The following is a 26,064-nucleotide window of genomic DNA, read 5'->3' on the forward strand; positions in this document are numbered from 1 at the left end:
GGACTGCTGCATATTTGCACACAGCCTAACTGAGAATTTTTTCAGTGTACAGTTGTAAGCTGAAATTTAATCTTTCAGTGGCGGGGAAAACGTGATGAGTAATGAAACGGACGGGGACGAACATCTCCTTCCCCCGCTGACGGGGGAAGGAGGATGGGGGAGGGGACAGTACGGAGATTACAGATAATCAGAAATCGGTACGCAGGAGCAGAACAGGTTACGGTCGCCAAACACATCATCAAGGCGCTTCACTGTCGGCCAGTATTTATTCTCGCTGCCCGCCGGGAACACTGCCAGTTCGCGGCTGTAAGGATGCCCCCACTCGCCCACCATTTCTTTCTGCGTGTGCGGCGCATTCACCAGCGGGTTATCTTCCGCTGACCACTCGCCATCCGCCACACGATCGATCTCCATGCGAATCGCCAGCATCGCATCGATAAAGCGATCCAGCTCCAGCTTGCTCTCCGACTCCGTCGGCTCCACCATCAGTGTGCCCGCCACCGGGAACGACATGGTTGGCGCGTGGAAACCGTAGTCAATCAGACGTTTGGCGATATCCAGTTCGCTGATGCCGGTCTGCTCTTTCAGCGGACGAATATCCAGAATACATTCGTGCGCCACACGGCCATCGCGACCGCTGTACAGCACCGGGTAGGCCGACTGCAGACGACGGGCGATATAGTTGGCATTGAGGATCGCCACCGAACTGGCCTGTTTCAGCCCTTCCGCGCCCATCATACGGATATACATCCAGCTGATTGGCAGAATCGAGGCGCTGCCGAATGGCGCGGCGGATACCGCACCCTGCTCCGTCAGCATGCCATCAATCTGTACCACGCTGTGGCCTGGCACAAACGGCGCCAGATGCGCTTTCACGCCAATCGGTCCCATGCCCGGGCCGCCGCCGCCGTGTGGAATACAGAAGGTTTTATGCAGGTTGAGGTGTGAAACATCCGCGTCGATATAGCCCGGCGTGGTGATCCCCACCTGCGCATTCATGTTTGCGCCATCGAGATACACCTGGCCGCCAAACTGATGCACGATCTGGCACACTTCGCGGATCGTCTCTTCATACACGCCGTGCGTGGACGGATAGGTCACCATAATGCAGGAGAGCTGCTCACCTGCCTGCTCCGCTTTCTCACGCAGATCGTGCAGATCGATGTTGCCCTGCTTGTCGCAGGCCACCACCACCACGCTCATGCCCGCCATCTGCGCTGACGCCGGGTTGGTGCCGTGCGCAGAACTCGGGATCAGACAGATATGGCGTCCCGCTTCATCACGGCTTTCGTGATAACGGCGGATCGCCAGCAGGCCAGCATATTCGCCCTGCGCGCCGGAGTTCGGCTGCATACACAGTGCATCATAGCCTGTCAGCTGCACCAGCCACTGCGACAGCTGACCAATCATCTGCAGATAACCGCCTGCCTGCTCTGCCGGGCAGAACGGATGCAGTCCGGCAAACTCCGGCCAGGTAATCGGGATCATTTCCGCCGCAGCGTTCAGTTTCATGGTGCAGGAACCGAGCGGGATCATCGCCTGGTTCAGCGCCAGATCTTTGCGTTCGAGGCTGTGCATATAACGCATCATCTCGGTTTCGCTGTGATAACGGTTAAAGACCGGATGGCTCAGGATCGCCTCCTGGCGCAGCAGCGCGGCAGGCAGCGATGTCTCACTCGCCACGATCTGCGCGTCCAGTGCATCGATATCCAGCCCGTGATCGTCACCCAGCAGGATCGCCAGCAGTGCCACCACATCGTCACGACTGGTGGTTTCATCCAGCGTAATACCCACTGCATGATGAATATCGGTACGCAGGTTGACGCCAAAGCTCAGCGCGCGTGCCAGCACCGCAGCTTTGTCAGCCACTTCCACAGTAATGGTGTCGAACCAGCGCTGATGACGCAGCGTCAGCCCGCCCTGGCGCAGACCGGCCGCCAGAATATCGGTCAGACGGTGGATACGTCCGGCAATGCGTTGCAGTCCTGCCGGTCCATGGTACACCGCATACAGACCCGCGATATTCGCCAGCAGGACCTGCGAGGTACAGATATTGGAGTTGGCCTTTTCACGGCGGATATGCTGTTCACGGGTCTGCATCGCCATACGCAACGCCGTGTTGCCCGCGGCATCACGCGACACACCAATAATACGGCCCGGCATCGAGCGTTTGTGTTCGTCACGGGCGGCAAAGAAGGCCGCATGCGGACCACCGTAGCCCATCGGCACGCCGAAACGTTGCGCAGAGCCGAAGACGATATCCGCGCCCTGCTTGCCAGGTGCTTCCAGCAGAACCAGCGACATAAAGTCCGCCGCCACACTGACCACCACTTTACGCTGGTTTAATTCGGCAATCAGCGCCCGGTAATCATGCACTTCGCCAGTCGTTCCCACCTGCTGCAGCAACACGCCAAACACTTCCTGATGATCCAGCGCTTTTTCGGCACTATCCACCAGCACTTCAAAACCAAAGGTTTCTGCGCGGGTGCGCACCACGTCGAGTGTCTGCGGATGAATATCATCAGCAACAAAGAATTTATTGGCGTTTTTCAGCTTGCTGACGCGCTTTGCCATCGCCATCGCTTCCGCCGCCGCAGTGGCTTCGTCCAGCAACGATGCGGAGGCGATATCCAGACCGGTCAGATCCAGCGTCAGGGTCTGGAAATTCAGCAGCGCTTCGAGACGGCCCTGTGATACTTCCGGCTGATACGGCGTATACGCGGTGTACCAGCCCGGGTTTTCCAGCATATTGCGCAGGATAACCGGCGGGGTTAACACCGGGGTGTAACCCATGCCGATGTAGGATTTATACAGCTGGTTCTGGCTGGCAATGGCTTTCAGCTCCGCCAGCGCCTGATGCTCAGTCAGCGCGTCGCCAATCGCAGGCGGGCTGGGTAACTGAATGTCGGCAGGCACAATCGAGGTAATCAGTTCGTGCAGAGAGCTGGCACCAATGGCGTTCAGCATCGTTTGCTGCTGCTCCTGCGAAGGACCGATATGGCGCTCGATAAACGCACCGGTGTGTTCAAGCTGGCTGAGAGTCTGAGTCATTAGCGGTAAATCCTGCATCGGGCATTGAAATGGGATATTCCCTCCCCGCGGTGCGAAGGAGGGGCTGGGAGGGAGAACGAGTGACAGAAGATCGAAGTCATTGGCTCCCCCATCCCGACCTTCCTCCGCTAACGGAGGAAGGGGTATTCACGGTTACTCTTCGATTGACGCTTTATACGCATCGGCATCCAGCATCGAATCCAGTTCAGATTCGTCGCTGGCTTTGATTTTAAACAGCCAGCCGTCACCATAAGGTTCGCTGTTGACCAGCTCCGGTGAACCTTCCAGCTCTTCGTTAACCGCAATGATTTCACCGCTCAGTGGCGCATAAATATCAGATGCGGCCTTCACAGATTCAGCCACCGCACAATCATCGCCAGCGGCGAAGGTCGCACCAACTTCAGGCAGGTCAACAAACACCATGTCGCCCAGCAGCTCCTGTGCGTGCTCGGTGATCCCCACGGTGTAGCTGCCGTCGGCTTCTTTGCGCACCCACTCATGGCTGTCGCGGTATTTCAGTTCATTTGGCACATTGCTCATCGGCCACAGTCTCCAGAAAAATAAAGGGATTACAGCGCGACCGGCTTACCGGCACGCACAAAAACAGGTTTCGTTACCCGCACCGGCATTTCGCGGTTGCGGATTTGCACAATCGCATGGTCGCCGATGCCGTCCGGCACACGTGCCAGCGCAATGCTGTAGCCCAGCGTCGGAGAGAACGATCCGCTGGTGATCACGCCTTCATGGATATTGCCGGCGTCGTCGCTAAACCGGACCGGCAGCTCGTTGCGCAGTACGCCTTTTTCGGTCATCACCAGCCCGACCAGTTTTTCGCCGCCTTTCGCACGCTGAATTTCCAGCGCTTCACGGCCAATAAAGTCTCGATCTGCCGGTTCCCAGCTCACCGTCCAGCCCATATTGGCGGCCAGCGGAGAAATGGTTTCATCCATCTCCTGGCCATAGAGATTCATCCCTGCTTCCAGTCGCAGGGTGTCACGCGCGCCAAGGCCAGCCGGTTTCACACCCGCTGCCAGCAGCTGTTGCCAGAAATCCACCGCCTGCGTCGCTGGCAGGGCAATTTCGTAACCCGCTTCACCGGTATAACCGGTGGTGGCGATAAACAGTTCGCCCGCCTGCACGCCGAAGAACGGCTTCATGCCCGCAACCGCCTGGCGCTGCGCGTCATCCAGCAGACTCTGCGCTTTCTGCTGCGCATTCGGCCCCTGAACAGCGATTAACGCCAGATCGTCACGCTCCTGCAGTTCCACGCCATAAGGCGCAGCATGTTCGCTGATCCACGCCAGATCTTTTTCTCGGGTTGCAGAGTTGACCACCAGACGGAAGTACTCTTCGCTCATAAAGTAAACAATCAGATCGTCGATTACGCCACCTGATGCATTCAGCATGCCGGTGTACAGCGCTTTACCTGGCTGGGTGAGTTTGGCGACATCATTCGCCAGCAGATAGCGTAAAAATTCGCGGGTGCGTGCGCCGCGGAGATCGACAATGGTCATATGGGAAACATCAAACATACCAGCGTCAGTGCGCACCGCGTGATGTTCATCCAGCTGTGAACCGTAGTGCAGCGGCATCATCCAGCCATGAAAATCCACCATGCGGGCGCCGCAGGTTTGATGTTGTTCGAACAAAGGAGTCTGCTGAGTCATATCTGTCCTGTGCCTGAGCGAGAAGTTCGTCGATTCACGCGCGCATACGTACGGCAAATGGCGCAACGCAAACGTTACCTTTACCTGAAAGTTACCACTGAATGTGCGGATTAACCATAAGCTATACGAGGGCGAAATGCGGTTGCACAATGACGAGGCACGATCACTATTCAGAATTTTTCACTACAAAACCGCGCACCAGCACACATAACTGACAGATAAATGATAACCTGTCAGATTAATTATCAGCTAATGGTGAAGGCGAGATAAAAAATGACTTTGTAAAAACCGCATTCGCATGAAAAAAAATAATGCCAATTGACAGGTAAAATTAGAATATTTCAAATACGCACCAAAATGGGGCGCGGAGTGAAAATGGGGAATTTGGGAGGAATGCGTCGGCAGAAAAACCGTCTTACCGCCATCACCGACCAGATCCCCTCCCCCATAAAATGGGGAGGGCCAGGGAGAGGGGGCCAGCGATTCGGGAGTGGAGTCGTTTGCTCCCCCATCCCAACCTTCCCCCGCAAGCGGGGGAAGGGGCAAAACGGTGTCCCTGCCTCATCGCAGCAGGATTAAGAATCAGGCGTTTATTTCAGCCATTCAGGAAGGTCGTGCAGCCCCATCGCCTGTTTCAGCAGGCGCGGTTTGACGCCAGGCAACGCATCCGCCAGTTTCAGTCCGACATCACGCAGCAGTTTTTTCGCCGGATTGTCACCGGCAAACAGTTCACGGAACCCCTGCATACTCGCCAGCATCAGCGCAGCGCTGTGCTTTCTGCTGCGCTCGTAACGGCGCAGATAGAGATGCTGACCGATATCTTTCCCCTGCTGATGCAGACGCTTAATCTCGCCAATCAGCTCTGCGGCATCCATAAAACCGAGGTTAACGCCCTGCCCGGCCAGCGGGTGAATGGTATGCGCGGCATCGCCCACCAGTGCCAGACGGTGCGCAGCAAAACTGCGCGCATAGCGTCCCATCAGCGGGAAGCTCTGGCGTTCGCTTTCCACGCTGCACAATCCCATGCGCATATCAAACGCCACTGACAGCTGCTGGTTAAACAACGCTTCAGGCATCGACTGCAAACGGCTTGCCTCCTGCGGTGGCAACGACCAGACAATTGAGCATAAATGCGGGTCGCTGAGCGGCAGAAACGCCAGAATACCATCGCCATGAAACACCTGACGCGCCACGGCATCATGCGGCTGTTCGGTACGGATATTGGCCACCAGCGCGTGATGCTCGTAGTCCCAGAACGCCAGCGGGATATCGGCTTTATTACGCAGCCATGAATTCGCGCCATCCGCCGCTACCAGCAGACGTGCACTCATCATCGAGCCATCTTCCAGTGTGACAAACGCTTCGTTGTCGCCAAACGCCACCTGTTGCAGCTGAGCCGGGGCAATCAGTGTGATATCGCTGTGCTGGCTGGCCTTCTGCCACAGCGCCTGGTGGATCACCTGGTTTTCAATAATATGGCCGAGATGTGATAACCCCTGCTGTTCATCATCAAAGGCAATATTGCCGAAGCTGTCACGATCCCATACCTGCATCCCGTGATAAGGGCTGGCGCGCAGTGCGAGAATCGCTGACCAGACGCCGAGATGTTGCAGCAGGCGTTCACTGGCGGCGTTAATCGCCGAGACACGCAGCGCAGGCGGCGCGTCTGTACTGATCTGGTGTGGCGGCGTTTTTTCCAGCACCGCAATACGTAACCCGCTGCCCTGCAATCCGCACGCCACCGCCAGGCCAACCATACCGCCACCGGCGATCACTACGTCATATGTTTGCATGAAAATCCTCTTATCAACGCTTCACCCAGCCGAGCGTACGTTCGGCCAGCAGGTTGCGCATCAGCGGTAAATTGTCCATTGCCATCAGGCCAAGGCTGCGTCCCACCACCAGCGGTGCGTAACGGTTGGCGAACAGACGCACCAGCCCATCAGTAATGCCAATGGTGGCCCGGCGATCCGGCTGACGACGCTGCTGGTAGTGTTGCAGTACGGCAAAACTGCCGACATCCTGCTGCTGGCGCTGCGCCGTTGCCAGCGTTTCAGCCAGCGACATCACATCACGCAGGCCAAGGTTGAATCCCTGACCGGCAATCGGATGCAGCGTCTGCGCGGCATTGCCCACCAGCGCCAGACGATGGCTGATATGTTGGGTGGCGGTCTGCAACGCCAGCGGATAGCTGACGCGCTGCCCCACCTGAGTAAATTTGCCCAGTCGCCAGCCAAATGCGCTTTGCAACTGACGTAAAAATTCATCATCGCTCCAGCTGTCCACCTGCGCCTGTTGCTCGCGCGGGTGACACCAGACTAAGGAGCAGCGGCCTGCAGACATCGGCAGCAGCGCCAGTGGGCCATGCGGCGTAAAACGCTCAAAAGCACGGCCATCGTGTGGCAGCTGGGTGGAGACGTTGGCAATCACCGCCACCTGCTGGTAATCCTCACTCTGCCACTGGATGCCACAGGAGGCGGCCAGCGGTGAGCGCGCGCCATCTGCCGCCACCAGTAACGCAGCATCCAGCTGCTCGCCACTATCAAGGGTAACACTGACCTGCTGCTTGCTGCGGCTGACCTGCTGTACCGTCGCCGGACAGCGCAGCGTTACGCCGGGTGCCTGTTTCAGCAGCGCAAACAGCCGCTGGCCGATGTCGTGCAGTTCCACCACATTGCCCAGCGCCGCCACGCCATAATCCTGCGCCTCCAGCGACACAAAGCCAGCATGTCCGCGATCGCTGACATGCACACGTGTAATCGGCGTCGCACAGTCCTGCAGCGCAGGCCAGAGATTAATCGCCGCCAGTTGCTGGCTGGTACCTTCCGCCAGCGCGATAGCACGGCCGTCATAGCCGGGATGACGACGATCGCCTGGCGCACTGGCCTCAATCAGTGTCACCGGCAACTGGCCTTGTGACAGGTGGGAGATCGCCAGCGCCAGGGTGGCGCCAGTCATACCGCCACCGGCAATAAGAATACTCATCGTGCGTTTGCCGCCGCCATCAGCGCTTCAATCGCATCCGCGTCTTTGACCACGCTGTCGGTCAGATTCTCGTTACCCTCAGCGGTAATCACGATATCGTCTTCAATACGGATACCAATGCCGCGGTACTCCGCTGGCACATCAGCATCCGGCGCGATATACAGACCCGGCTCCACCGTCAGTACCATGCCGGGTTCGAGAATACGACCGCGATCAGCAGTACCGTAGTGGCCGACATCATGCACATCCAGTCCCAGCCAGTGGCTCAGACCGTGCATATAGAATTCGCGGTGGGCGTTATCGGCAATCAGTTGATCGACCTCGCCTTTCATCACGCCCAGTTTCACCAGGCCGGTAACCATAATGCGCACCACTTCGTCATTGACGTCGCGAATGCTGGTGCCCGGGCGGAACAGTTCCAGCGCACGGTATAACGACGCCAGTACGATGTCGTAAATCGCCCGCTGTGGCGCCGTGAATTTGCCATTCACCGGGAAAGTACGCGTGATGTCACCGGCATAGCTGTGGAACTCGCAACCGGCATCAATCAGCACCAGATCACCATCACGCAGCGGTGATTCATTTTCGGTGTAGTGCAGGATGCAGCCGTTTTCGCCACCGCCAACAATAGTGTTATACGACGGGAAGCGGGCGCCATGGCGGTTAAATTCGTGCTGAATTTCCCCTTCCAGCTGATATTCATACATCCCCGGACGGGCTTTCTGCATCGCACGGGTATGTGCCAGCGCACTGATTTTTCCCGCCTGACGCAGAATGTCCAGCTCTTCTTCCGATTTGAACAGACGCATCTCATGCCCCCACGGACGCCAGTCGGTCAGCGTTGCCGGTGCGCTCAGATTTTGCCGGAAACCGCGGCGCAGCTTTTCCAGCGCGCCAAACACAATCTGATCCGCTTCGTCATACAGCCCCTGCGCGTGGTACACCACATCCAGGCCATTCAGCAACAAATGAAGCTGCTGGCGGATATCATCCCACGGCAGAGCGCGATCAACGCCCAGTTTTTCCGGTGCCGCATCCTGACCCAAACGACGGCCAAACCAGATCTCGGCGCTTTTATCACGTACGCGGTTAAACAGCACGCTGTGGTTGTGTGTCTCATCGCTTTTAATCAGCACCAGCGCCGCTTCCGGCTCGTTAAAACCGGTGAAGTACCAGAAATCGCTGTTCTGGCGATAAGGATATTCGCTGTCGTTGCTGCGGGTGGCTTCTGGCGCGGCGAAAATCACCGCCGCACTGCCCGGCGCCATTTTGGCTAACAGTGCCTGACGGCGCTGCAAAAACGCGGAAAGATTAACCACAATACGGCTCCCTGTTGAAAATGAGTGGCGCTGATGGCCTGCAATACAACCGATATACCCTAAATAATTCGAGTTGCAGGAAGGCGGCGACGCAGCGAATCCCAGGGAGCTTACATGAGTAAGTGACCTGGGTGAGCGAGGAAAGCCAACGCATCTGCAACTTGAAGTATGACGGGTATAATAAGTTTAGTGTAAGGTCGGTTTCTTGATCTCAACCGCCGTTGGCGTCGGGCGGGCAAAGGTTTCATGGCACAGCAACGCCGCCACGCGCACGTACTCAATTACCTCTTCCAGCGACTGTTCCAGCTCTTCCTGGTCTTCATCTTCGTCATAACCCAGCTGAGCAATGGTACGCAGGTCGTCAATCGCTTCACCCGCTTCGCCCGCTTCGCCCTTCACTTTATCCAGTTTCGGCTGAGTGACACCCAGCCCCAGCAGGAAGTGGTTCACCCAACCCGCCAACGCATCGGCGCGGTCAAACACCGAGCTGTCGTCAGCGGGCAGGAACAGCTGAAACAGGAAATCATCATCTTCCAGCGCATCGCTAATCCCCTGATGCAGTTGCTGTAGTGGCTGTGACAGGGTTTGCGAGAAGGCCATGCCTTCGTTCGTCAGGTCATGTACCAGCGTCTGCCAGCTGCGATCCTGATTGCCGCCGCAGAGAATTCCGCTGATTAAGCCGTGCATTTCCGCTGGCGTCATCCCAACGCCCTGCTGTGTTAACGCGGAGGCCAGAGCATCATAGCCCGGCATAGAGTTCTGGATAGACATACGCATTCATCGTCGTTGACAGGATTAGTTCGTGTTATGCTACCACCAGGTGCCTTGCCGATTCCAGAAAGGGCTTGTTTCTTCTGTTTAGGGTAGCTATAGTGGCGCCCCTCCCAAGCCCTTGAGTGGTAAGGGTGAATTTGCGGGCGTAGTATTCAGTCAGGAAGGTGGCATGTCTGCACAACCGGTAGATATTCAAATTTTTGGCCGTTCATTACGGGTAAATTGTCCGCCTGAACAGCAAGATGCGCTGAACATGGCGGCACAGGACCTGAATCAACGGTTGCAAGATTTAAAAGTTCGCACTAGAGTCACAAATACTGAGCAGCTGGTATTCATTGCCGCGTTGAATATTTGTCATGAACTGGCGCAGGAAAAAGTCAAAACACGTGACTATGCCGCCAACATGGAACAACGCATTCGCATGTTACAGCAGACCATTGAACAGGCATTACTTGAGCAAGGTCGCATAACTGATCGCCAGGGTGCAAAGTTCGAATAACACTTCATGGTTAACTGTGGTACAGTGACGGTGAAGTAAATTTTCTCTGAGATGTTTGCAAGCGGGCCAGTCCCCTGAGCCGATATTTCATACTTACAGAGTGTGACGCTCCGTAACCTGTGAGCATGCTCGGTTCGTCCGAGAAGCCTGATGGTTGCGACGGCATACTCACCTTGAACCAAGGGTTCAAGGGTTACAGCCTGCGGCGGCATCTCGGAGATCACCTTCTTTTCTTAACGGTCATACCGTTTCTGCCCTCGGGCAGCAAAACCAGCCATCACGAGTTCCCTATGACATCTTTCACACTGTTTGATCGTCAGGATATTCGTACCCATGTGCGCCATCTGCGCCGCGCGCTTAGCGACGAACAACAACAACAGGCAGCCGAACTGGCCGCTGAACATGCGCTGAATTTTCTCCCGATTGCTCAGGCACAGCGTATCGCACTGTTTCTCTCCGTCGATGGTGAACTGAATACCCGTCCCCTGATTGCCCACCTGTGGCAGCAAAAAAAGCAGCTGTACCTGCCGGTATTGCACCCTTTTGCCCGCGGGCAGCTGATGTTTCTGCGCTACGACGAACATACCGAGCTGCAGCCAAACCGGCTGCGCATTCCGGAACCGCCACTGGATATCCGCAATCTGCTGCCGCTGAGCGAGCTGGATGTGGTACTGATGCCGTTAGTGGCATTTGATAGTGAGGGCAACCGGCTGGGAATGGGGGGCGGTTTTTATGACCGTACCCTGCAGAACTGGCAACAGTATCGGATGCAACTGGTAGGATTCGCCCATGACTGTCAGCGGGTGGAACAATTGCCAGTGGCGCGCTGGGATGTCCCGCTGTCAGCGATGATCACGCCGGGCAAGTTGTGGCAATGGCCATAAACACAAGCAGAGATCGGGTGTGATAAAACAAGGGAGCCTTTCGGCTCCCTTGTTGCGCCATCAGTACAGCAGACGCGCGCGGATGGTGCCAGGAATCGCCTTCATCAGTTGCAGCGCTTTATCCGCCACATCCTGCTCTGCGTCGATATCAATCACCACATAACCCATCTGCGGAGTCGTCTGCAGATACTGGGCGGCAATGTTGATGCCCTGCTCAGCGAAGATCTGGTTAATCGCAGTCAGCACACCAGGACGGTTTTCATGGATATGCAGCAGACGGCTGACGGCTTCACCATGCAACGGCAGCGACGCTTCCGGGAAGTTAACCGCGGTCAGGGTTGAACCGTTATCGGAATATTTCGCCAGTTTACCGGCCACTTCAATACCGATATTTTCCTGTGCTTCCTGAGTAGAACCGCCGATATGCGGGGTCAGGATCACGTTATCAAACTGACACAGCGGCGAGTTGAACGGATCACTGTTGGTCGCCGGCTCGGTCGGGAATACGTCGATTGCCGCACCAGCCAGATGCTTATCTTTCAGCACCGCGCACAGTGCCGGGATATCCACCACAGTACCGCGTGAGGCGTTAATCAGCAGTGAACCGGGTTTCATCAGCGCCAGCTCTTGCGCGCCAATCATGTTCTGCGTGGCGACCGTTTCCGGCACATGCAGGCTGACCACATCGCTCATGTTCAGCAGGTCAGAAAGATGGCGCACCTGCGTGGCGTTACCCAGCGGCAGTTTGTTCTCGATATCATAGAAGAACACGTGCATGCCCAGGCTTTCCGCCAGCACGCCCAGCTGCATACCGATATGGCCGTAGCCAATGATACCCAGCTTCTTGCCGCGTGCTTCGTAAGAGCCTACCGCCAGTTTATTCCACACGCCGCGATGAGCTTTGGCATTCGCTTCCGGAACACCGCGCAGCAGCAGCAACAGTTCGCCAATCACCAGTTCGGCAACGGATCGGGTATTGGAGAAAGGCGCATTGAACACCGGAACCCCACGTTTCGCTGCTGCAGTCAGATCGACCTGGTTGGTGCCGATACAGAAGCAGCCCACTGCCACCAGTTTTTCCGCCGCGGCGAAAATCTCTTCGGTCAGATGGGTACGCGAACGGATGCCAACAAAATGCGCATCACGGATGGATTCTTTCAGCGATTCGCTGTCCAGCGCGCCTTTATGAAATTCGATATTGGTATAGCCTGACGCGCGCAGATTTTCCAGCGCGCTCTGGTGGACACCTTCCACCAGCAGGAATTTAATCTTGTCTTTCTCCAGTGATACCTTTGCCATTTCCCGACCTTAATTTTGCAGACAGATGTAACTGATATACCCGAGGTATAAGCCAGCCTTCTGTCAAAATATCAAAAAATACGCTGGCGGCAATACAAACGATTGCCTTGCCCCCAGCACGGCGGCATCGTCAGACAGCACAATGTAACAGATTATAGCGATTCGCTTCACCCGGGCAGAATGAAGGTGCAACAGGCCTCACTTATGTGACATAAGTCACCAAATTTAACCTGTTGAAGAAAAGATATTTTTTAGCAGTAAATAACTGCCGGCGCCGCCGCGCCGGACAGATCATTTTTCGATAGTTTTGACGCCATCTGGCGTGCCAATCAGCGCCACATCCGCGCCACGGCTGGCGAACAGCCCGACAGTGACGACACCGGGAATCGCATTGATCGCTTTTTCCAGCGCAATCGGGTCAAAAATCTGCAGATTATGCACATCAAGAATAATGTTGCCGTTATCGGTCACCACATTCTCGCGGTATTGCGGCAGGCCACCCAGTTTCACCAGCTCACGGGTCACGTGCGCACGCGCCATCGGGATCACTTCCACCGGCAGCGGGAATTTACCCAGCACGTCGACCTGTTTCGAGGCATCGGCAATACAGATAAATTTGTCGGTAACCGCCGCGACAATCTTCTCACGCGTCAGAGCCGCACCACCGCCTTTGATCATATGCATCTGCGGGTTGATCTCATCCGCGCCATCAACATAAACCGCCAGCGAGTCCACTTTATTGAGATCGAATACATCAATGCCTAAGCTGAGCAGCTTAGCGGTTGAGGCTTCAGAACTGGAAACCGCGCCCTCAATCTGATCTTTTATCGTGGCCAGTGCATCAATAAAGTGTGAGGCGGTCGAGCCGGTGCCAACACCTACTACGGTTCCGGGCTGTACGTATTTTAGTGCGGCCCAGCCAACTGCTTTTTTCAGTTCATCCTGCGTCATGATATGTTTAAAGCCTCAGCTGCATTGAAGTGCCTTAGTATAGATTGATCGCTTAGGTCAGGGCAAAAGCCAGATTTTGTGGCATAGTGCTGGCATCCCACCTGAAGGAGAAGACAACCACAATGAAACGCCCGGACTACAGAACGCTTCAGGCGCTGGATGCGGTGATCCGTGAGCGCGGTTTTGAACGCGCCGCACAAAAATTATGTATTACCCAGTCTGCCGTATCGCAGCGCATTAAACAGCTGGAAAATATGTTCGGCCAGCCGCTGCTGGTACGTACTGTTCCGCCACGCCCGACGGAGCAGGGGCAGAAACTGCTGGCTCTGCTGCATCAGGTGGAACTGCTGGAAGAGGAGTGGCTGGGTGATGAACAGGGTGGCACCACCACCCCACTGCTGCTGTCACTGGCGGTCAACGCCGACAGTCTGGCAACCTGGCTGTTGCCGGCGCTGAAAGATGTGCTGAGCGATTCGCCGGTGCGTCTGAACCTGCAGGTGGAAGATGAAACCCGCACCCAGGAGCGTCTGCGTCGTGGTGAAGTGGTGGGCGCGGTCTCCATTCAGCCGCAGCCGCTGCCGAGCTGTCTGGTCGATCAGCTGGGTGCGCTCGATTATCTGTTTGTTGGTTCGAAAGAGTTTGCTGAACGTTATTTCCCGAATGGCGTCACCCGCTCGGCACTGCTGAAAGCACCTGCAGTCGCCTTCGACCATCTTGATGATATGCATCAGGCGTTTTTACAGCAGAACTTCGATCTGTCACCGGGCAGTGTGCCCTGCCATATCGTTAACTCGTCGGAAGCCTTTGTGCAGCTGGCACGGCAGGGATCGACCTGCTGTATGATCCCGCACCTGCAGATCGAAAAAGAGCTGGCAAGTGGTGAGCTGATTGATCTGACACCGGGGCTGTTGCAGCGTCGTATGCTGTACTGGCACCGCTTTGCGCCGGAAAGCCGCCTGATGCGCCGGGTGACTGATGCACTGTTGTCGCATGGCCATCGTGTTCTCAGACAGGATACGGAATAAAAACAGTGCGCCGGTTTTGTTGTCAGACGACTCATCAGGTCAAAGCACAAAGCACCTGAAACCGTGCAGCAACAAATCAGTTCAAGGCACAGGGAACACGGTTAGCGGAGGAAAGCGTCCCGCGCCATGGACGGCGCGGGACGAACGCCCATGGATGGCTGCTTTTGCGTCTTGCCGGAGCTGACCGTGTTCCCTGGGCAGCCACGAGACTAAAAGCGACGCTCCCGAGCTTTAAGCTGATTCGCCGCTGTTAAGCAAGAAATTACGGATTTCGCTGGATCTCAAACACCACATCCACCTGATCATCAAAGTGAATGCTCTGCTGTTCGTAAGTCTGCGCCGCCGAGGTCATCGGCGCGGCATCGGTCGTTTTAAACATCCGCGCCACCGGCATCGGCTGATAATTGGCAACATGATAGCGAATGCTGTAAACCGGCCCCAGCTTCGCGTTAAAGCCCTCGGCCAGTGCCGCCGCCTGCTTCGTTGCGTTCTCGATCGCCGCTTTACGTGCCTGATCCTTATACGCATCCGGATTCGCCACGCCCAGCTCGACTGAACGGATCTCATTCAGACCCGATTTCAGCGCGCCATCCAGCAAATCATTCAGCTTATCCAGCTGACGAACGGTAACCTGTACCTGACGCACCGCCTGATACCCTTTCAGCACCGATTTCCCCTCTTTGGTGTAATCGTATTCCGGCTGGGTACGCAGGTTGGCAGCATTGATATCTTTCTTCTCAATACCATTTTTTTGCAGCAGATCGAAATATTGCTGCACACGGCTATCAGCCTGTTTCTTGGCTTCCGCCGCATCTTTTGCCGACACATTCACTTCAATCGCCAGCGTGGCGATATCCGGTGTGGCATCGACCGTCGCCTGCCCGGAAGTGACCACATGAGGCCCTTCCGGCAGCTCAGCGGCCTGAGCAAACAGCGGTACAGTGGCGGTTCCCATCATGGCGGCCAGCGCCAGCGCTTTCAATTTCACCTGAAGTCCTCCCTGAAGACAATTAAATCTGAGTCAGCATAGCGCAGAGCATCATTCGCCTGTATGCGTGCTGTTCTGAGTTTTGATTGTGGCAAAAGTTCTGGCGCGGTGCGCGGCTATACAGAGATTTACGCAAATCCTGCCAGCCCCTGCTGCGCCAGTTTAAACGCAATAAACCACATCACGGCACCAACCAGCAGATTGATAATGCGCTGTGCTTTACCCGTGCGCAGTACGGGTGACAGCCAGGAGGCCAGCAGCGCGAGGCCAAAGAACCAGAGAATCGACGCGCTGATAGTGCCCATGGCAAACCAGTAACGTGCCGCCTGCGGCAGCTGCCCCCCCAGGCTACCGAGCACGACAAAGGTATCGAGATACACATGCGGATTCAGCCAGGTCACCGCCATCATGGTGGCGACAATGCGCCAGCGGCTGTGTTGCATCACCACTTCAGACGACAGTTCAATATCACCGCTAAACGCGTTACGCAGCGCCCCCCAGCCATACCATAGCAGGAATGCCACTCCACCCCAGGTGACCAGATTCAGCAGCAGCGGCGACTGATTGAGCAATGCGCTGCCGCCAAACACCCCGGCGCAGATCAGAATAATATCGCTCAGTGAGCACAACCCGGCAGTCATCAGGTGATACTGACGCCGTACTCCCTGATTCATCACAAAGGCATTTTGCGGACCGAGAGGTAATATCAGTGCAGCACCTAATGCAACACCCTGAAAATAAACTGAAAACACCTGTAACGCCCTCATTGATAGTCATTCTGCGGGCAAGTGTATCCCGGCGGGATTATTAGCGGAAATTGAAAGAATTAATGGTCTATCAGAAGGGCTAATGGCGGGCTGATGCCCGCCACGGTGTTGCAGATTACTCAGCGTCAGCCTGTTGCTGCGCAGCTTTGCTGTGATGGAGATGCACATCCATCTGCGGATAAGGGATACCGATCCCTTTGCTGTCCAGCGCCTTTTTAAAGTTCGCCATCAGATCCCAGTAAACATCCTGCAGATCGCTGCTGTTGCTCCAGCAGCGCACAACGAAGTTTAATGACGATGCAGCCAGCTCATTAAGGCCGATCTGGATGCCACGATCCTGCAACACACGGCTGTCGGCTTCGACGACGCTGCGCAGCAGCTGTTTCACTTCATCCACATCGGCATCGTAGGCGACGCCAATAATAAACTCGTTGCGACGTACCGGCTCGCGCGAGAAATTAACAATATTGCCGGCAATAATTTTACCGTTTGGCACCACCACCATCTTGCCATCTGCCGAACGCAGCGTGGTAGAGAAGATCTGCACATTCAGCACCGTGCCCATCACGCCACCGAGATCGACAAACTCGCCGGTACGGAACGGACGGAAGGTGACCAGCAGCACGCCCGCAGCCAGGTTAGACAGCGAGCCCTGCAATGCCAGACCAACCGCCAGACCGGCAGCACCCAGCACCGCAATCACTGACGCGGTTTGTACGCCCACGCGCCCCAGCGCGGCAATCAGCGTAAAGGCGATCACACCATAGCGCACCAGCGCCGAGAGGAAATCCGCCACCGTGGCATCAATGCCCCGCGCCCGCAGCACTCTGTTCACCCCATTGGAGATAACGCGTGCCACAATCATCCCGACAATAATGATCGCGATGGCTGCGACGATATTTACCGCATAGCTGAGCAGCAGCGCCTGGTTGCGCACCAGCCAGCCATCGGCATTGTTAATGCCATCAATTACATTTAAATCTTCCATTTATCAGCCCTGTAGTGAATCCCCGATGGGAAATGACAACAATATTGCCCGCGAAGTGCGGCAATCCATCACCCTCAAGGGTAAACAAAAAACGCTGACGTCGCCAATAAGCGCAGAATTTCCTTACATTTTTCTGCCGCGCAGGCATAAAAAAAGGCCCCGCAGGGCCTTTATTAACAACACGATCGCTTACAGCGTGTCGACGTTGTTCAGTTCTTTAAACGCCTGCTCCAGACGCACTACCATGGATGCCTGTGCGCTGCGCAGCCATACACGTGGGTCGTAGTATTTTTTGTTTGGAGAATCAATGCCTTCCGGGTTACCCAGCTGGCCCTGCAGGTACGCTTCGTTCTTTTTGTAGTACTGCAGAATACCGTCCCAGGTTGCCCACTGAGTATCGGTATCGATGTTCATTTTGATCACGCCGTAACCGATAGACTCTTCGATTTCTGCCGCAGAAGAACCGGAACCGCCGTGGAAGACGAAGTCCAGAGAGTTCGCTGGCAGACCGAATTTCTCGCTGACGTATTTCTGAGAATCACGCAGGATGGTCGGGGTCAGTTTCACGTTACCTGGTTTGTAAACACCGTGTACGTTACCGAAAGAGGCCGCGAGGGTGAAGCGTGGGCTGATCGCGTTCAGTTTTTCATACGCGTAAGCCACGTCTTCTGGCTGGGTGTACAGTGCAGAAGCGTCCATATGGCTGTTGTCCACGCCATCTTCTTCACCGCCGGTGCAGCCCAGTTCGATTTCCAGCGTCATGTTCAGTTTCACCATGCGCGCCAGGTATTTCGCACTGATTTCGATGTTTTCTTCCAGAGACTCTTCAGACAGGTCGATCATGTGAGAAGAGAACAGCGGTTTGCCGGTCGCTGCGAAGTGTTTTTCACCCGCATCCAGCAGGCCGTCGATCCACGGCAGCAGTTTTTTCGCGCAGTGGTCGGTGTGCAGGATCACCGGCACGCCATATAGTTCTGCCATCTGATGCACATGGTGTGCGCCAGCGATAGCACCGGCAATTGCCGCGCCCTGTGGTTTGTCAGTTTTGAAACCTTTACCGGCGATAAATGCAGCACCGCCGTTAGAGAACTGAACGATAACTGGCGCTTTTACTTTTGCAGCCGCTTCCAGAACAGCGTTAATGGAGTCAGTACCCACGCAGTTAACTGCTGGCAGAGCGAATTTGTTTTCTTTCGCTACCTGGAACACTTTCTGTACGTCATCACCGGTGACAACGCCTGGTTTTACGAAATCAAAAATTTTAGACATGCTTTTTGTCCTGTTTCGTTGGCCGTATCAAAAAACGGTTCGGTTACGCCTGCTGTCAGGCGCGAAATTCAGGCGGAACCCCGAGGTTCCGCCGCGAAAATTACTGCTTAGCGCGCGCTTCCAGCATGGCTACTGCTGGCAGTTTTTTGCCTTCCACGAACTCAAGGAATGCACCGCCACCGGTAGAGATGTAGGAAATTTTATCTTCGATGCCAAACAGGTCGATAGCGGCCAGGGTGTCGCCACCACCAGCCACAGAGAAGGCTGCGCTGTCGGCAATCGCGTTCGCTACGATTTCAGTACCTTTACGGAAGTTCGGGAATTCGAACACGCCAACCGGGCCATTCCACAGAATGGTTTTGGCATCTTTCAGCAGTTTCGCCATCGCCAGTGCAGTTTCGTCGCCGAAGTCCATAATCTCTTCGTTATCCTGCACTTCGCTAACTTTTTTCACGGTTGCTGGCGCAGTTTCAGAGAATTCCGTGCCAACACGGGAGTCAACCGGTACCGGAATACCGTACTGATCACGCAGGCCTTTTGCTGCTTCAACGAAGTCTGGCTCGTACAGGGATTTACCGACGTTGTTATCAATCGCCACGAAGGTGTTCGCGATACCACCACCGACAATCACGGTGTCCGCGATTTTCACCAGCGAGTTCAGCACGTCGAATTTAGTGGAAACTTTAGAACCACCGACCACCGCAACCAGTGGACGCTCAGGGTTAGACATCACTTTGCCCAGCGCTTCCAGCTCTGCAGACAGCAGTGGACCGGCACAGGCAACAGGGGCGAATTTGCCCACGCCATGGGTGGAAGCCTGCGCACGGTGCGCAGTACCGAAGGCATCCATCACGAACACGTCGCACAGGGCGGCGTATTTTTTGGACAGTGCTTCGTCGTCTTTCTTCTCGCCTTTGTTAAAGCGGACGTTTTCCAGAACCACCAGTTTGCCTGCGGTCAGCTCAACGCCATCGAGGTAATCTTTTGCCAGGCTGACATTATCAGCGCCCAGCTTGTCTTTCAGGTAGTTAACAACCGGCAGCAGAGAGAACTCTTCGTTGTACTCACCTTCTGTAGGACGACCCAGGTGAGAGGTAACCATCACTTTCGCGCCCTGTTTCAGCGCCTGTTCGATGGTCGGCAGAGACGCACGAATACGCGCATCAGACGTAACTTTACCTTCTTTAACTGGCACGTTTAAATCCGCGCGGATCAGAACACGCTTACCAGCAAGATCCAGATCGGTCATCTTAATTACAGACATGGTGAACCCTCTCGTTGATTCTCATAAGTTTTGCCAGACGCAGTCCGCGTCTTACCTGAAACCGCTTGCGGCCATTGCTAACGTGGTGTCGAGCATCCGGTTAGCAAAGCCCCATTCGTTGTCGCACCAGACCAGTGTCTTAATCAGGTGCTGACCGCTGACCCGCGTTTGCGTGCCGTCCACAATGGCACTGTGCGGATCGTGGTTAAAATCAATTGAGACTAACGGTAATTCCGTATAGTCAACTATACCACTAAATGCCCCTTCTGACGCATCCCGCAGCAGGGCGTTAACCTCGCTGGCGCTGACGGCGGCGCTGACGCTGACGCTCAGATCAATCGCCGTCACATTTATCGTTGGTACGCGTACCGCGATGGCTTCAAAACAGTCGCTAAATTTCGGAAAAATTCGGCTAATCCCGGCAGCCAGGCGCGTATCAACCGGAATAATTGACTGACTGGCGGCGCGGGTACGGCGTAAATCAGGATGATAAGCGTCAATAACCTGCTGATCATGCATCGCGGAGTGAATGGTGGTCACGGTGCCTGATTCAATGTTAAAGGCGTCATCCATCAGCTTAATCACCGGAATAATGCAGTTGGTGGTGCAGGAGGCGTTGGAAACAATGCAGTCACTGGCCTGCAGCGCCTGCTCATTGACGCCAAACACCACGGTCGCGTCCAGATCATTACCGCCCGGGTGAGAGAACAACACCTTTTTCGCCCCGGCACAGATATGTGCTTCGCCATCAGCCCGGCTGCCGTAGATGCCGGTGCAGTCGAGCACCACATCCACATCCAGTTCGCCCCATGGCAGGTCCGCTATCGCCGCCTGATGCAGGATGCGGATGGTATCGCCACCCACGGTAAGCAGATCGCGTTCCTGGCGCACATCCAGCGCAAAACGGCCGTGGCTGGTGTCATATTTCAGCAAATGCGCCATGCCCGTAGCATCCGCCAGCTCATTGATGGCGACCACGGAGATCTCAGCCCGACGTCCGGTTTCATACAATGCACGCAGTACATTGCGCCCGATGCGGCCAAAGCCATTTATTGCAACGCGAACGGTCATATTACCCCTGCATCCGAATTCCCCTTTTTCGACTGTCGCCAGACTGAACCAGACGACACCATTTGTACAGGGAATTCTCACCGCCCAAACTCTGTGCTGAAAGCCTACATTCACTCTCAACTGAAACGCTTCAGCTAGAATAAATGAAGTCAGGAATAGCGGGAATGATGGCGATCAATTTCGCTGCTGAATATTAGATCCACATCACAAAATTGAACAAAAATCGGTTATTACTGGAGGAATAATTACGCACAAGACAGGTAACGAAAGGCAGACAGTAAATTCAGATGGTGTTGACCCGGAAATGTCATCTTGCAGGCACCACAGAACAATCCCCTCCCCCATAAAATGGAGGGAGGGTCAGGGAGCGGGAACGAGTGGCACGGAGCCGCAAGTTCCCCCATCCCAGCCTTCCCCCATGTTATGGGGGAAGGGGCTGTACTGTGACAGTATTTAAGGGCAGCGTACGCTGCCCTTAAATCAACGCGATTACAGCAGCTCTTTCGCTTTAGCAACCACGTTATCAACGGTAAAGCCAAACATCTCGAACAGCTGCTCCGCAGGTGCAGACTCACCGAAGCTGGTCATGCCAATCACTGCGCCGTTCAGACCGGTGTACTTATACCAGTAGTCAGCAATGCCCGCTTCGATAGCGATACGCGCGCTAACCGCTTTCGGCAGAACGGCTTCACGGTAAGCGGCATCCTGCTTGTCGAACGCATCAGTAGACGGCATGGAAACCACGCGCACTTTACGGCCTTCGGCAGTCAGTTTGTCGTATGCGGCAACCGCCAGCTCAACTTCAGAACCGGTAGCGATCAGGATCAGCTCTGGCTGACCCGCGCTGTCTTTCAGCACGTAAGCACCGCGTGCCACGTTAGCCAGTTGCTCAGCAGTACGATCCTGCTGCGCCAGGTTCTGGCGGGAGAAGATCAGTGCAGTCGGGCCGTCGTGACGTTCGATAGCGTATTTCCACGCGACCGCAGACTCAACCTGGTCACACGGACGCCAGGTGCTCATGTTCGGGGTCACACGCAGGCTGGCCAGCTGCTCAACCGGCTGGTGAGTCGGGCCATCTTCACCCAGACCGATAGAGTCATGGGTATAAACCAGCACCTGACGAATTTTCATCAGCGCAGCCATACGCGCAGCGTTACGCGCATATTCGACAAACATCAGGAAGGTCGCGGTGTATGGCAGGAAACCGCCATGCAGCGAGATACCGTTGGCGATAGCGGTCATACCGAATTCGCGCACGCCGTAATGGATGTAGTTACCCGCCAGATCTTCGTTAATCGCTTTTGAGCCAGACCACATGGTCAGGTTGCTCGGCGCCAGGTCAGCAGAGCCGCCCAGGTATTCTGGCAGCAGCTTACCGAACGCTTCGATAGCATTCTGAGACGCTTTACGGCTGGCGATTTTCGCCGGGTTAGCCTGCAGCTGCTCGATAAATTTCTGCGACTCTTCCTGCCAGTTGGCTGGCAGTGCATTCACGCTGCGGCGTTTGAACTCAGCAGCCAGTTCCGGGAACGCTTTAGCGTAAGCCGCGAACTTCTCGTTCCACGCGTTTTCTTTCGCCTGGCCAGCTTCTTTTGCGTCCCACTGTGCGTAGATGTCCTGTGGAATGACAAACGGTGCGTGTTCCCAGCCCAGCTGTTTACGAGTCAGTTCAATCTCTGCATCACCCAGCGGTGCGCCGTGAGAATCGTGAGTGCCCGCTTTGTTTGGTGAACCGAAACCGATCACGGTTTTGCACATCAGCAGTGAAGGTTTGTCAGAAACGGTTTTCGCTTCTTCGATAGCCGCTTTGATGGCGTCCGCGTTATGACCGTCAACACCACGCACGACGTGCCAGCCGTAAGACTCGAAACGTTTCGCGGTGTCGTCAGAGAACCAGCCGTCAACATGACCATCGATAGAGATGCCGTTGTCGTCATAGAACGCCACCAGTTTGCCCAGCTTCAGCGTACCCGCCAGTGAGCAGACTTCGTGCGAGATACCTTCCATCATGCAGCCGTCGCCCATAAACACGTAGGTGTTATGGTCAACGATGTCATGGCCTGGACGGTTGAACTGGGCTGCCAGCGTACGTTCTGCAATCGCAAAGCCCACGCCGTTAGCGATACCCTGGCCCAGCGGGCCGGTAGTGGTTTCCACACCTGCGGTGTAGCCAAATTCCGGGTGGCCTGGAGTTTTCGAGTGCAGCTGGCGGAAGTTTTCCAGCTCTTTCATCGGCAGATCATAGCCAGTGAGGTGCAGCAGGCTATAAATCAGCATGGAGCCGTGGCCGTTAGACAGAATGAAACGGTCGCGATCCGCCCACTGTGGGTTGGTCGGGTTATGGTTCAGATAGTCGCGCCATAACACTTCAGCGATATCCGCCATACCCATAGGGGCACCCGGGTGACCAGATTTGGCTTTTTGCACCGCATCCATACTGAGTGCGCGAATAGCGTTGGCAAGCTCTTTACGAGAAGGCATGTTCTACTCCAGTTCGGAAATAATTCACTCCGCCTTCTCTAACATATTGTAATTCATCAGTTATCAGGCGAAGCGGGGGGAAACTCGCCAATCAATGTACATGAAAAACAGGTGAAATGTACATGGCGGATTGTGCAAAAAACCCGGCGCGTTTTGCGCTTTGCGGCCTTGTCTGCTATGCATTTGCTTACTGACGGGTTATAAAAAAACCTCTTCGACAAACACCCTGCTCGCTGCGTTTTTTTCAGGTGTTTGTTTTTATTAGCTTGTTACCTTAATGGGATGAAATGGAATGAAAATTCGTACCTCGCTGATGGCGCTGAGTGTCGCCACTTTACTTGCTGGTTGTCAGAATCTTGATACCAACACGTTAATGCAGTCCGGCGCCCAGGCGTTTCAGGCGGCAACGCTGAGTGATGACCAGGTAAAAGAGCTGAGCAATAAATCCTGCCAGCAGATGGACAGTGAAGCGCAAATCGCCCCTGCCAGCAGTGAATACGCCAAACGCCTGGCGAAAATCTCCGCCGCACTGGGCGACAATATTAATGGTACGCCAGCCAACTATAAGGTCTACCTGACTAAAGATGTCAATGCCTGGGCGATGGCGAATGGCTGTATCCGCGTCTACAGCGGTCTGATGGATATGATGACCGATAACGAAGTGGAAGGCGTGCTGGGTCATGAAATGGGCCACGTGGCGCTGGGCCATACCCGTAAAGCGATGCAGGTAGCTTATGCCACTACAGCCGCACGTACTGCGGCTGGCGCAGCGGGCGGTATCGCGGCATCACTGTCGCAGTCGCAGCTCGGTGATCTGGGTGAGAAGTTAGTGAATGCGCAGTTCTCCCAGACGCAGGAGTCACAGGCGGATGATTACTCGTTTGATCTGCTGAAAAAACGCGGCATTAACCCGAATGGCCTGGTGACCAGCTTTGAGAAACTGGCGAAGCTGGAAGGCAGCCATCAGAGCAGCATGTTTGACTCGCATCCCTCTTCGGAGTCACGCGCGCAGCATATTAAAGATCGCATCGCTGCCGGGAAGTAATGACCGCGGCTGGCATCACCGTTTTGATCCCCTCCCCCATAAAATGGGGCAGGGTCAGGAAGGGGGAGCAAGCAACAGCGAGCTGGCGTCGTTAGCTCCCCCATCCCAACCTTCCCCCGCTTGCGGGGGAAGGCGCGGAAAAACCTTATACTCCTTTATTCACTGCCTGCACATGCAGCATATCCAGCGCCAGCGTAGCCGCCGCCAGTGAGGTGAGATCGGACTGATCGTAACCTGGCGCCACTTCCACCAGGTCCATACCGACAATATTCAGCCCCTGCAGGCCACGCACCAGTTTCAGCGCTTTGTCTGACGTCAGGCCACCAATCACTGGCGTACCCGTCCCCGGTGCATGAGCCGGATCAAGGCAGTCGATATCAAAGGTCAGGTACACCGGCATATCACCCACGATCTGCTTCACCTGAGCCAGAATATCGTCCACACCACGATCGTTAACCTGCGCGGCATCCAGCACGTTGAAGCCGAGGGACTTATCGAACTCGGTGCGAATACCAATCTGTACTGATTTCGTCGGGTCGATCAGACCTTCTTTCGGCGCATGGTGGAACATGGTGCCATGATCAAAGGTTGGGCCGTTGGAGTAAGTGTCGGTATGCGCATCGAAATGCACCAGCGCCATCTTGCCAAAGGTTTTCGCATGCGCACGCAGCATCGGCAGTGAAATGTAGTGGTCGCCGCCAAAGGTCAGCATACGTTTACCGTTCGCCAGCAGTTTCTCGGCGTGCGCCTGCAGCTTGTCACTCAGATCCTGAGAATCGCCAAACGCATACACCAGATCGCCGCAGTCAATCACTTTCAGACGCTCACGCAGATCGAAATCCCACGGGTAACGGCACCCTTCCCACGCCAGGTTAGTCGAGATCTGACGAATCGCGCCCGGACCAAGGCGGCTGCCTGGACGGCCCGACGTGGCGGCATCAAACGGCACACCGGTGATTACCCATTCCGCATCAGAGTCATACGGCTGGAAGTTAACCGGGAAACGCATAAAACCAAAGGCATTGGATACCAGAGAGTTATCGTACTGGTTGCCCAGGGTGTTGTAAGTCATTGTGCTGTCCTCTTGTTTTCCATCATCGGCATAATCCGATGCCTGGCTCTAAGCTTTAAGGTATAGATGAAAAAAATCCCCTCCGCGTCGTTAGCCCGACGAGGAAGGGATTGATTGCGGCCAGATTCTACATCATCTGCGGCAGATTTTATCACGAATCATCAAAACCACCCAGCCAGGGTCTGATCACCAACGCACCACTTTAACCTTCCATGTTGGTACTATTTCTCAGGCGATATAAATCGAGTGTTTTGTCACGCGTAATATTCATTCTGGCTTCAGCCGCAGTTACCCCCCATAACGTGCCTTCCTGCTGGCGATAAAAAGAGGCTATCGCGGTTAAATATTTCTCTTTATATTTCACCCATTCGACCTGCGATGATTTCATATTTTTTTTGAACTTATCATCCTGACCGTTCATCAGCAACTTGTATTGCTGATTAAGGAAGGTGCGATTTAATCGGTGGGGTTCAGTGGAGTCCTTAGCTGTATTAGCCTTACCTTAGCTGAGCTGTATTATCTCTCTGTAAAACGTATACGATCACTTTGTACTGGTGAATATTTGGCCTTTATTATTCAATGAATGGCAAAGGGCGGATTCAAGTTCGAAGTGCAACGCTAAGCCGCCTGTCTTAACTCTGCAAAGACCACTGAAGGCTGCCGGA

General features: G+C 55.1%; 21 protein-coding genes, 1 other RNA gene and 1 pseudogene. 5 read left to right on the plus strand and 18 right to left on the minus strand.

Translation table 11 applies throughout. From position 1 onward, the window contains the following. Nucleotides 1-177: 177 nt before the first annotated feature. From gcvP to ACSZO1_RS08130, 7 genes are all read right to left on the minus strand, one after another. The gene (gcvP, locus tag ACSZO1_RS08100) at nt 178-3,051 is read right to left on the minus strand and encodes an aminomethyl-transferring glycine dehydrogenase (protein WP_437611326.1); all 2,874 of its coding nucleotides are present in this window, start codon (nt 3,049-3,051) and stop codon (nt 178-180) included. A gap of 153 nt (nt 3,052-3,204) precedes the next feature. Further along, nucleotides 3,205-3,591, minus strand: a complete 387-nt coding sequence (gene gcvH, locus ACSZO1_RS08105) for a glycine cleavage system protein GcvH (RefSeq protein WP_437611328.1) — start codon at nt 3,589-3,591, stop codon at nt 3,205-3,207. A 29-nt stretch (nt 3,592-3,620) separates the two neighbouring features. Continuing rightward, a complete protein-coding gene (gcvT, locus tag ACSZO1_RS08110) occupies nt 3,621-4,718 on the minus strand; it encodes a glycine cleavage system aminomethyltransferase GcvT (protein ID WP_437611330.1) in 1,098 nt (365 codons plus the stop codon). A 590-nt stretch (nt 4,719-5,308) separates the two neighbouring features. Next, on the minus strand, nt 5,309-6,511 hold the full coding sequence (ubiI, locus tag ACSZO1_RS08115) for an FAD-dependent 2-octaprenylphenol hydroxylase (protein ID WP_437611332.1): 1,203 nt from the start codon (nt 6,509-6,511) through the stop codon (nt 5,309-5,311). Nucleotides 6,512-6,524: 13 nt separating this feature from the next. Continuing rightward, nucleotides 6,525-7,703, minus strand: a complete 1,179-nt coding sequence (gene ubiH, locus ACSZO1_RS08120) for a 2-octaprenyl-6-methoxyphenyl hydroxylase (protein ID WP_437611334.1) — start codon at nt 7,701-7,703, stop codon at nt 6,525-6,527. Next, entirely contained in the window at nt 7,700-9,022 is a 1,323-nt protein-coding gene (pepP, locus tag ACSZO1_RS08125) for a Xaa-Pro aminopeptidase (protein ID WP_437611336.1), read from the minus strand. The genes ubiH and pepP overlap by 4 nt, the downstream gene beginning before the upstream one ends. A 186-nt stretch (nt 9,023-9,208) precedes the next feature. Next, nucleotides 9,209-9,793 (minus strand): YecA family protein, encoded by a 585-nt coding sequence (locus tag ACSZO1_RS08130; RefSeq protein ID WP_437611338.1) that lies wholly within the window; start codon nt 9,791-9,793, stop codon nt 9,209-9,211. A 172-nt stretch (nt 9,794-9,965) separates the two neighbouring features. Between ACSZO1_RS08130 and zapA the strand changes: the two genes are divergently transcribed. The 3 genes from zapA (at nt 9,966) to ACSZO1_RS08145 (ending at nt 11,179) form a co-directional block, all read left to right on the plus strand. Continuing rightward, nucleotides 9,966-10,295, plus strand: a complete 330-nt coding sequence (gene zapA / locus ACSZO1_RS08135; protein ID WP_437611340.1) for a cell division protein ZapA — start codon at nt 9,966-9,968, stop codon at nt 10,293-10,295. A 40-nt stretch (nt 10,296-10,335) separates the two neighbouring features. Continuing rightward, nucleotides 10,336-10,519, plus strand: a non-coding RNA gene (ssrS, locus tag ACSZO1_RS08140) — 6S RNA. Nucleotides 10,520-10,585: 66 nt separating this feature from the next. Further along, nucleotides 10,586-11,179: a 5-formyltetrahydrofolate cyclo-ligase gene (locus tag ACSZO1_RS08145; protein ID WP_437611342.1), complete on the plus strand. Its 594-nt coding sequence runs from the start codon at nt 10,586-10,588 to the stop codon at nt 11,177-11,179. A 60-nt stretch (nt 11,180-11,239) separates the two neighbouring features. Here the strand turns inward: ACSZO1_RS08145 and serA are convergent, their stop codons facing one another. Both serA and rpiA read right to left on the minus strand, forming a co-directional pair. Next, on the minus strand, nt 11,240-12,478 hold the full coding sequence (gene serA / locus ACSZO1_RS08150) for a phosphoglycerate dehydrogenase (RefSeq protein WP_437611344.1): 1,239 nt from the start codon (nt 12,476-12,478) through the stop codon (nt 11,240-11,242). Between the two features lie 291 nt (nt 12,479-12,769). After that, a complete protein-coding gene (gene rpiA / locus ACSZO1_RS08155) occupies nt 12,770-13,429 on the minus strand; it encodes a ribose-5-phosphate isomerase RpiA (protein ID WP_437611347.1) in 660 nt (219 codons plus the stop codon). A 122-nt stretch (nt 13,430-13,551) separates the two neighbouring features. Between rpiA and ACSZO1_RS08160 the strand changes: the two genes are divergently transcribed. Beyond that, entirely contained in the window at nt 13,552-14,454 is a 903-nt protein-coding gene (locus tag ACSZO1_RS08160; RefSeq protein ID WP_437611349.1) for a LysR family transcriptional regulator ArgP, read from the plus strand. 262 nt (nt 14,455-14,716) lie between these two features. On the opposite strand, the gene ACSZO1_RS08165 is transcribed toward ACSZO1_RS08160, so the two are convergent. From ACSZO1_RS08165 to tkt, 7 genes are all read right to left on the minus strand, one after another. After that, on the minus strand, nt 14,717-15,442 hold the full coding sequence (locus tag ACSZO1_RS08165; protein ID WP_437611351.1) for an oxidative stress defense protein: 726 nt from the start codon (nt 15,440-15,442) through the stop codon (nt 14,717-14,719). 128 nt (nt 15,443-15,570) lie between these two features. Then, entirely contained in the window at nt 15,571-16,194 is a 624-nt protein-coding gene (gene argO, locus ACSZO1_RS08170) for an arginine exporter ArgO (protein WP_437611353.1), read from the minus strand. 130 nt (nt 16,195-16,324) lie between these two features. Beyond that, nucleotides 16,325-17,197: a small-conductance mechanosensitive channel MscS gene (gene mscS, locus ACSZO1_RS08175; RefSeq protein ID WP_437611355.1), complete on the minus strand. Its 873-nt coding sequence runs from the start codon at nt 17,195-17,197 to the stop codon at nt 16,325-16,327. A gap of 189 nt (nt 17,198-17,386) precedes the next feature. Then, nucleotides 17,387-18,466 carry a class II fructose-bisphosphate aldolase gene (gene fbaA / locus ACSZO1_RS08180; RefSeq protein WP_437611357.1) on the minus strand — a complete coding sequence of 360 codons (1,080 nt, stop codon included), beginning with the start codon at nt 18,464-18,466 and terminating at the stop codon, nt 17,387-17,389. Nucleotides 18,467-18,566: 100 nt separating this feature from the next. Then, nucleotides 18,567-19,730, minus strand: coding sequence for a phosphoglycerate kinase (gene pgk, locus ACSZO1_RS08185; RefSeq protein WP_437611359.1), 1,164 nt, complete (start codon nt 19,728-19,730; stop codon nt 18,567-18,569). A 51-nt stretch (nt 19,731-19,781) separates the two neighbouring features. Next, nucleotides 19,782-20,801: an erythrose-4-phosphate dehydrogenase gene (gene epd, locus ACSZO1_RS08190; protein WP_437611361.1), complete on the minus strand. Its 1,020-nt coding sequence runs from the start codon at nt 20,799-20,801 to the stop codon at nt 19,782-19,784. A gap of 489 nt (nt 20,802-21,290) precedes the next feature. Beyond that, the gene (gene tkt, locus ACSZO1_RS08195) at nt 21,291-23,282 is read right to left on the minus strand and encodes a transketolase (protein ID WP_437611363.1); all 1,992 of its coding nucleotides are present in this window, start codon (nt 23,280-23,282) and stop codon (nt 21,291-21,293) included. A 292-nt stretch (nt 23,283-23,574) separates the two neighbouring features. On the opposite strand from tkt, the gene ACSZO1_RS08200 reads away from it, so the two are divergent. Continuing rightward, a complete protein-coding gene (locus ACSZO1_RS08200) occupies nt 23,575-24,327 on the plus strand; it encodes a M48 family metallopeptidase (RefSeq protein ID WP_437611365.1) in 753 nt (250 codons plus the stop codon). Between the two features lie 145 nt (nt 24,328-24,472). On the opposite strand, the gene speB is transcribed toward ACSZO1_RS08200, so the two are convergent. Both speB and ACSZO1_RS08210 read right to left on the minus strand, forming a co-directional pair. Then, entirely contained in the window at nt 24,473-25,399 is a 927-nt protein-coding gene (speB, locus tag ACSZO1_RS08205) for an agmatinase (protein ID WP_437611367.1), read from the minus strand. Nucleotides 25,400-25,601: 202 nt separating this feature from the next. Then, nucleotides 25,602-25,838: pseudogene (locus ACSZO1_RS08210) on the minus strand (lysozyme inhibitor LprI family protein); the annotation flags it as partial. Between the last annotated feature and the right edge of the window lie 226 nt (nt 25,839-26,064).

The organism is Erwinia sp. V71 (genome assembly GCF_965644245.1).
Lineage (GTDB): Bacteria > Pseudomonadota > Gammaproteobacteria > Enterobacterales > Enterobacteriaceae > Erwinia.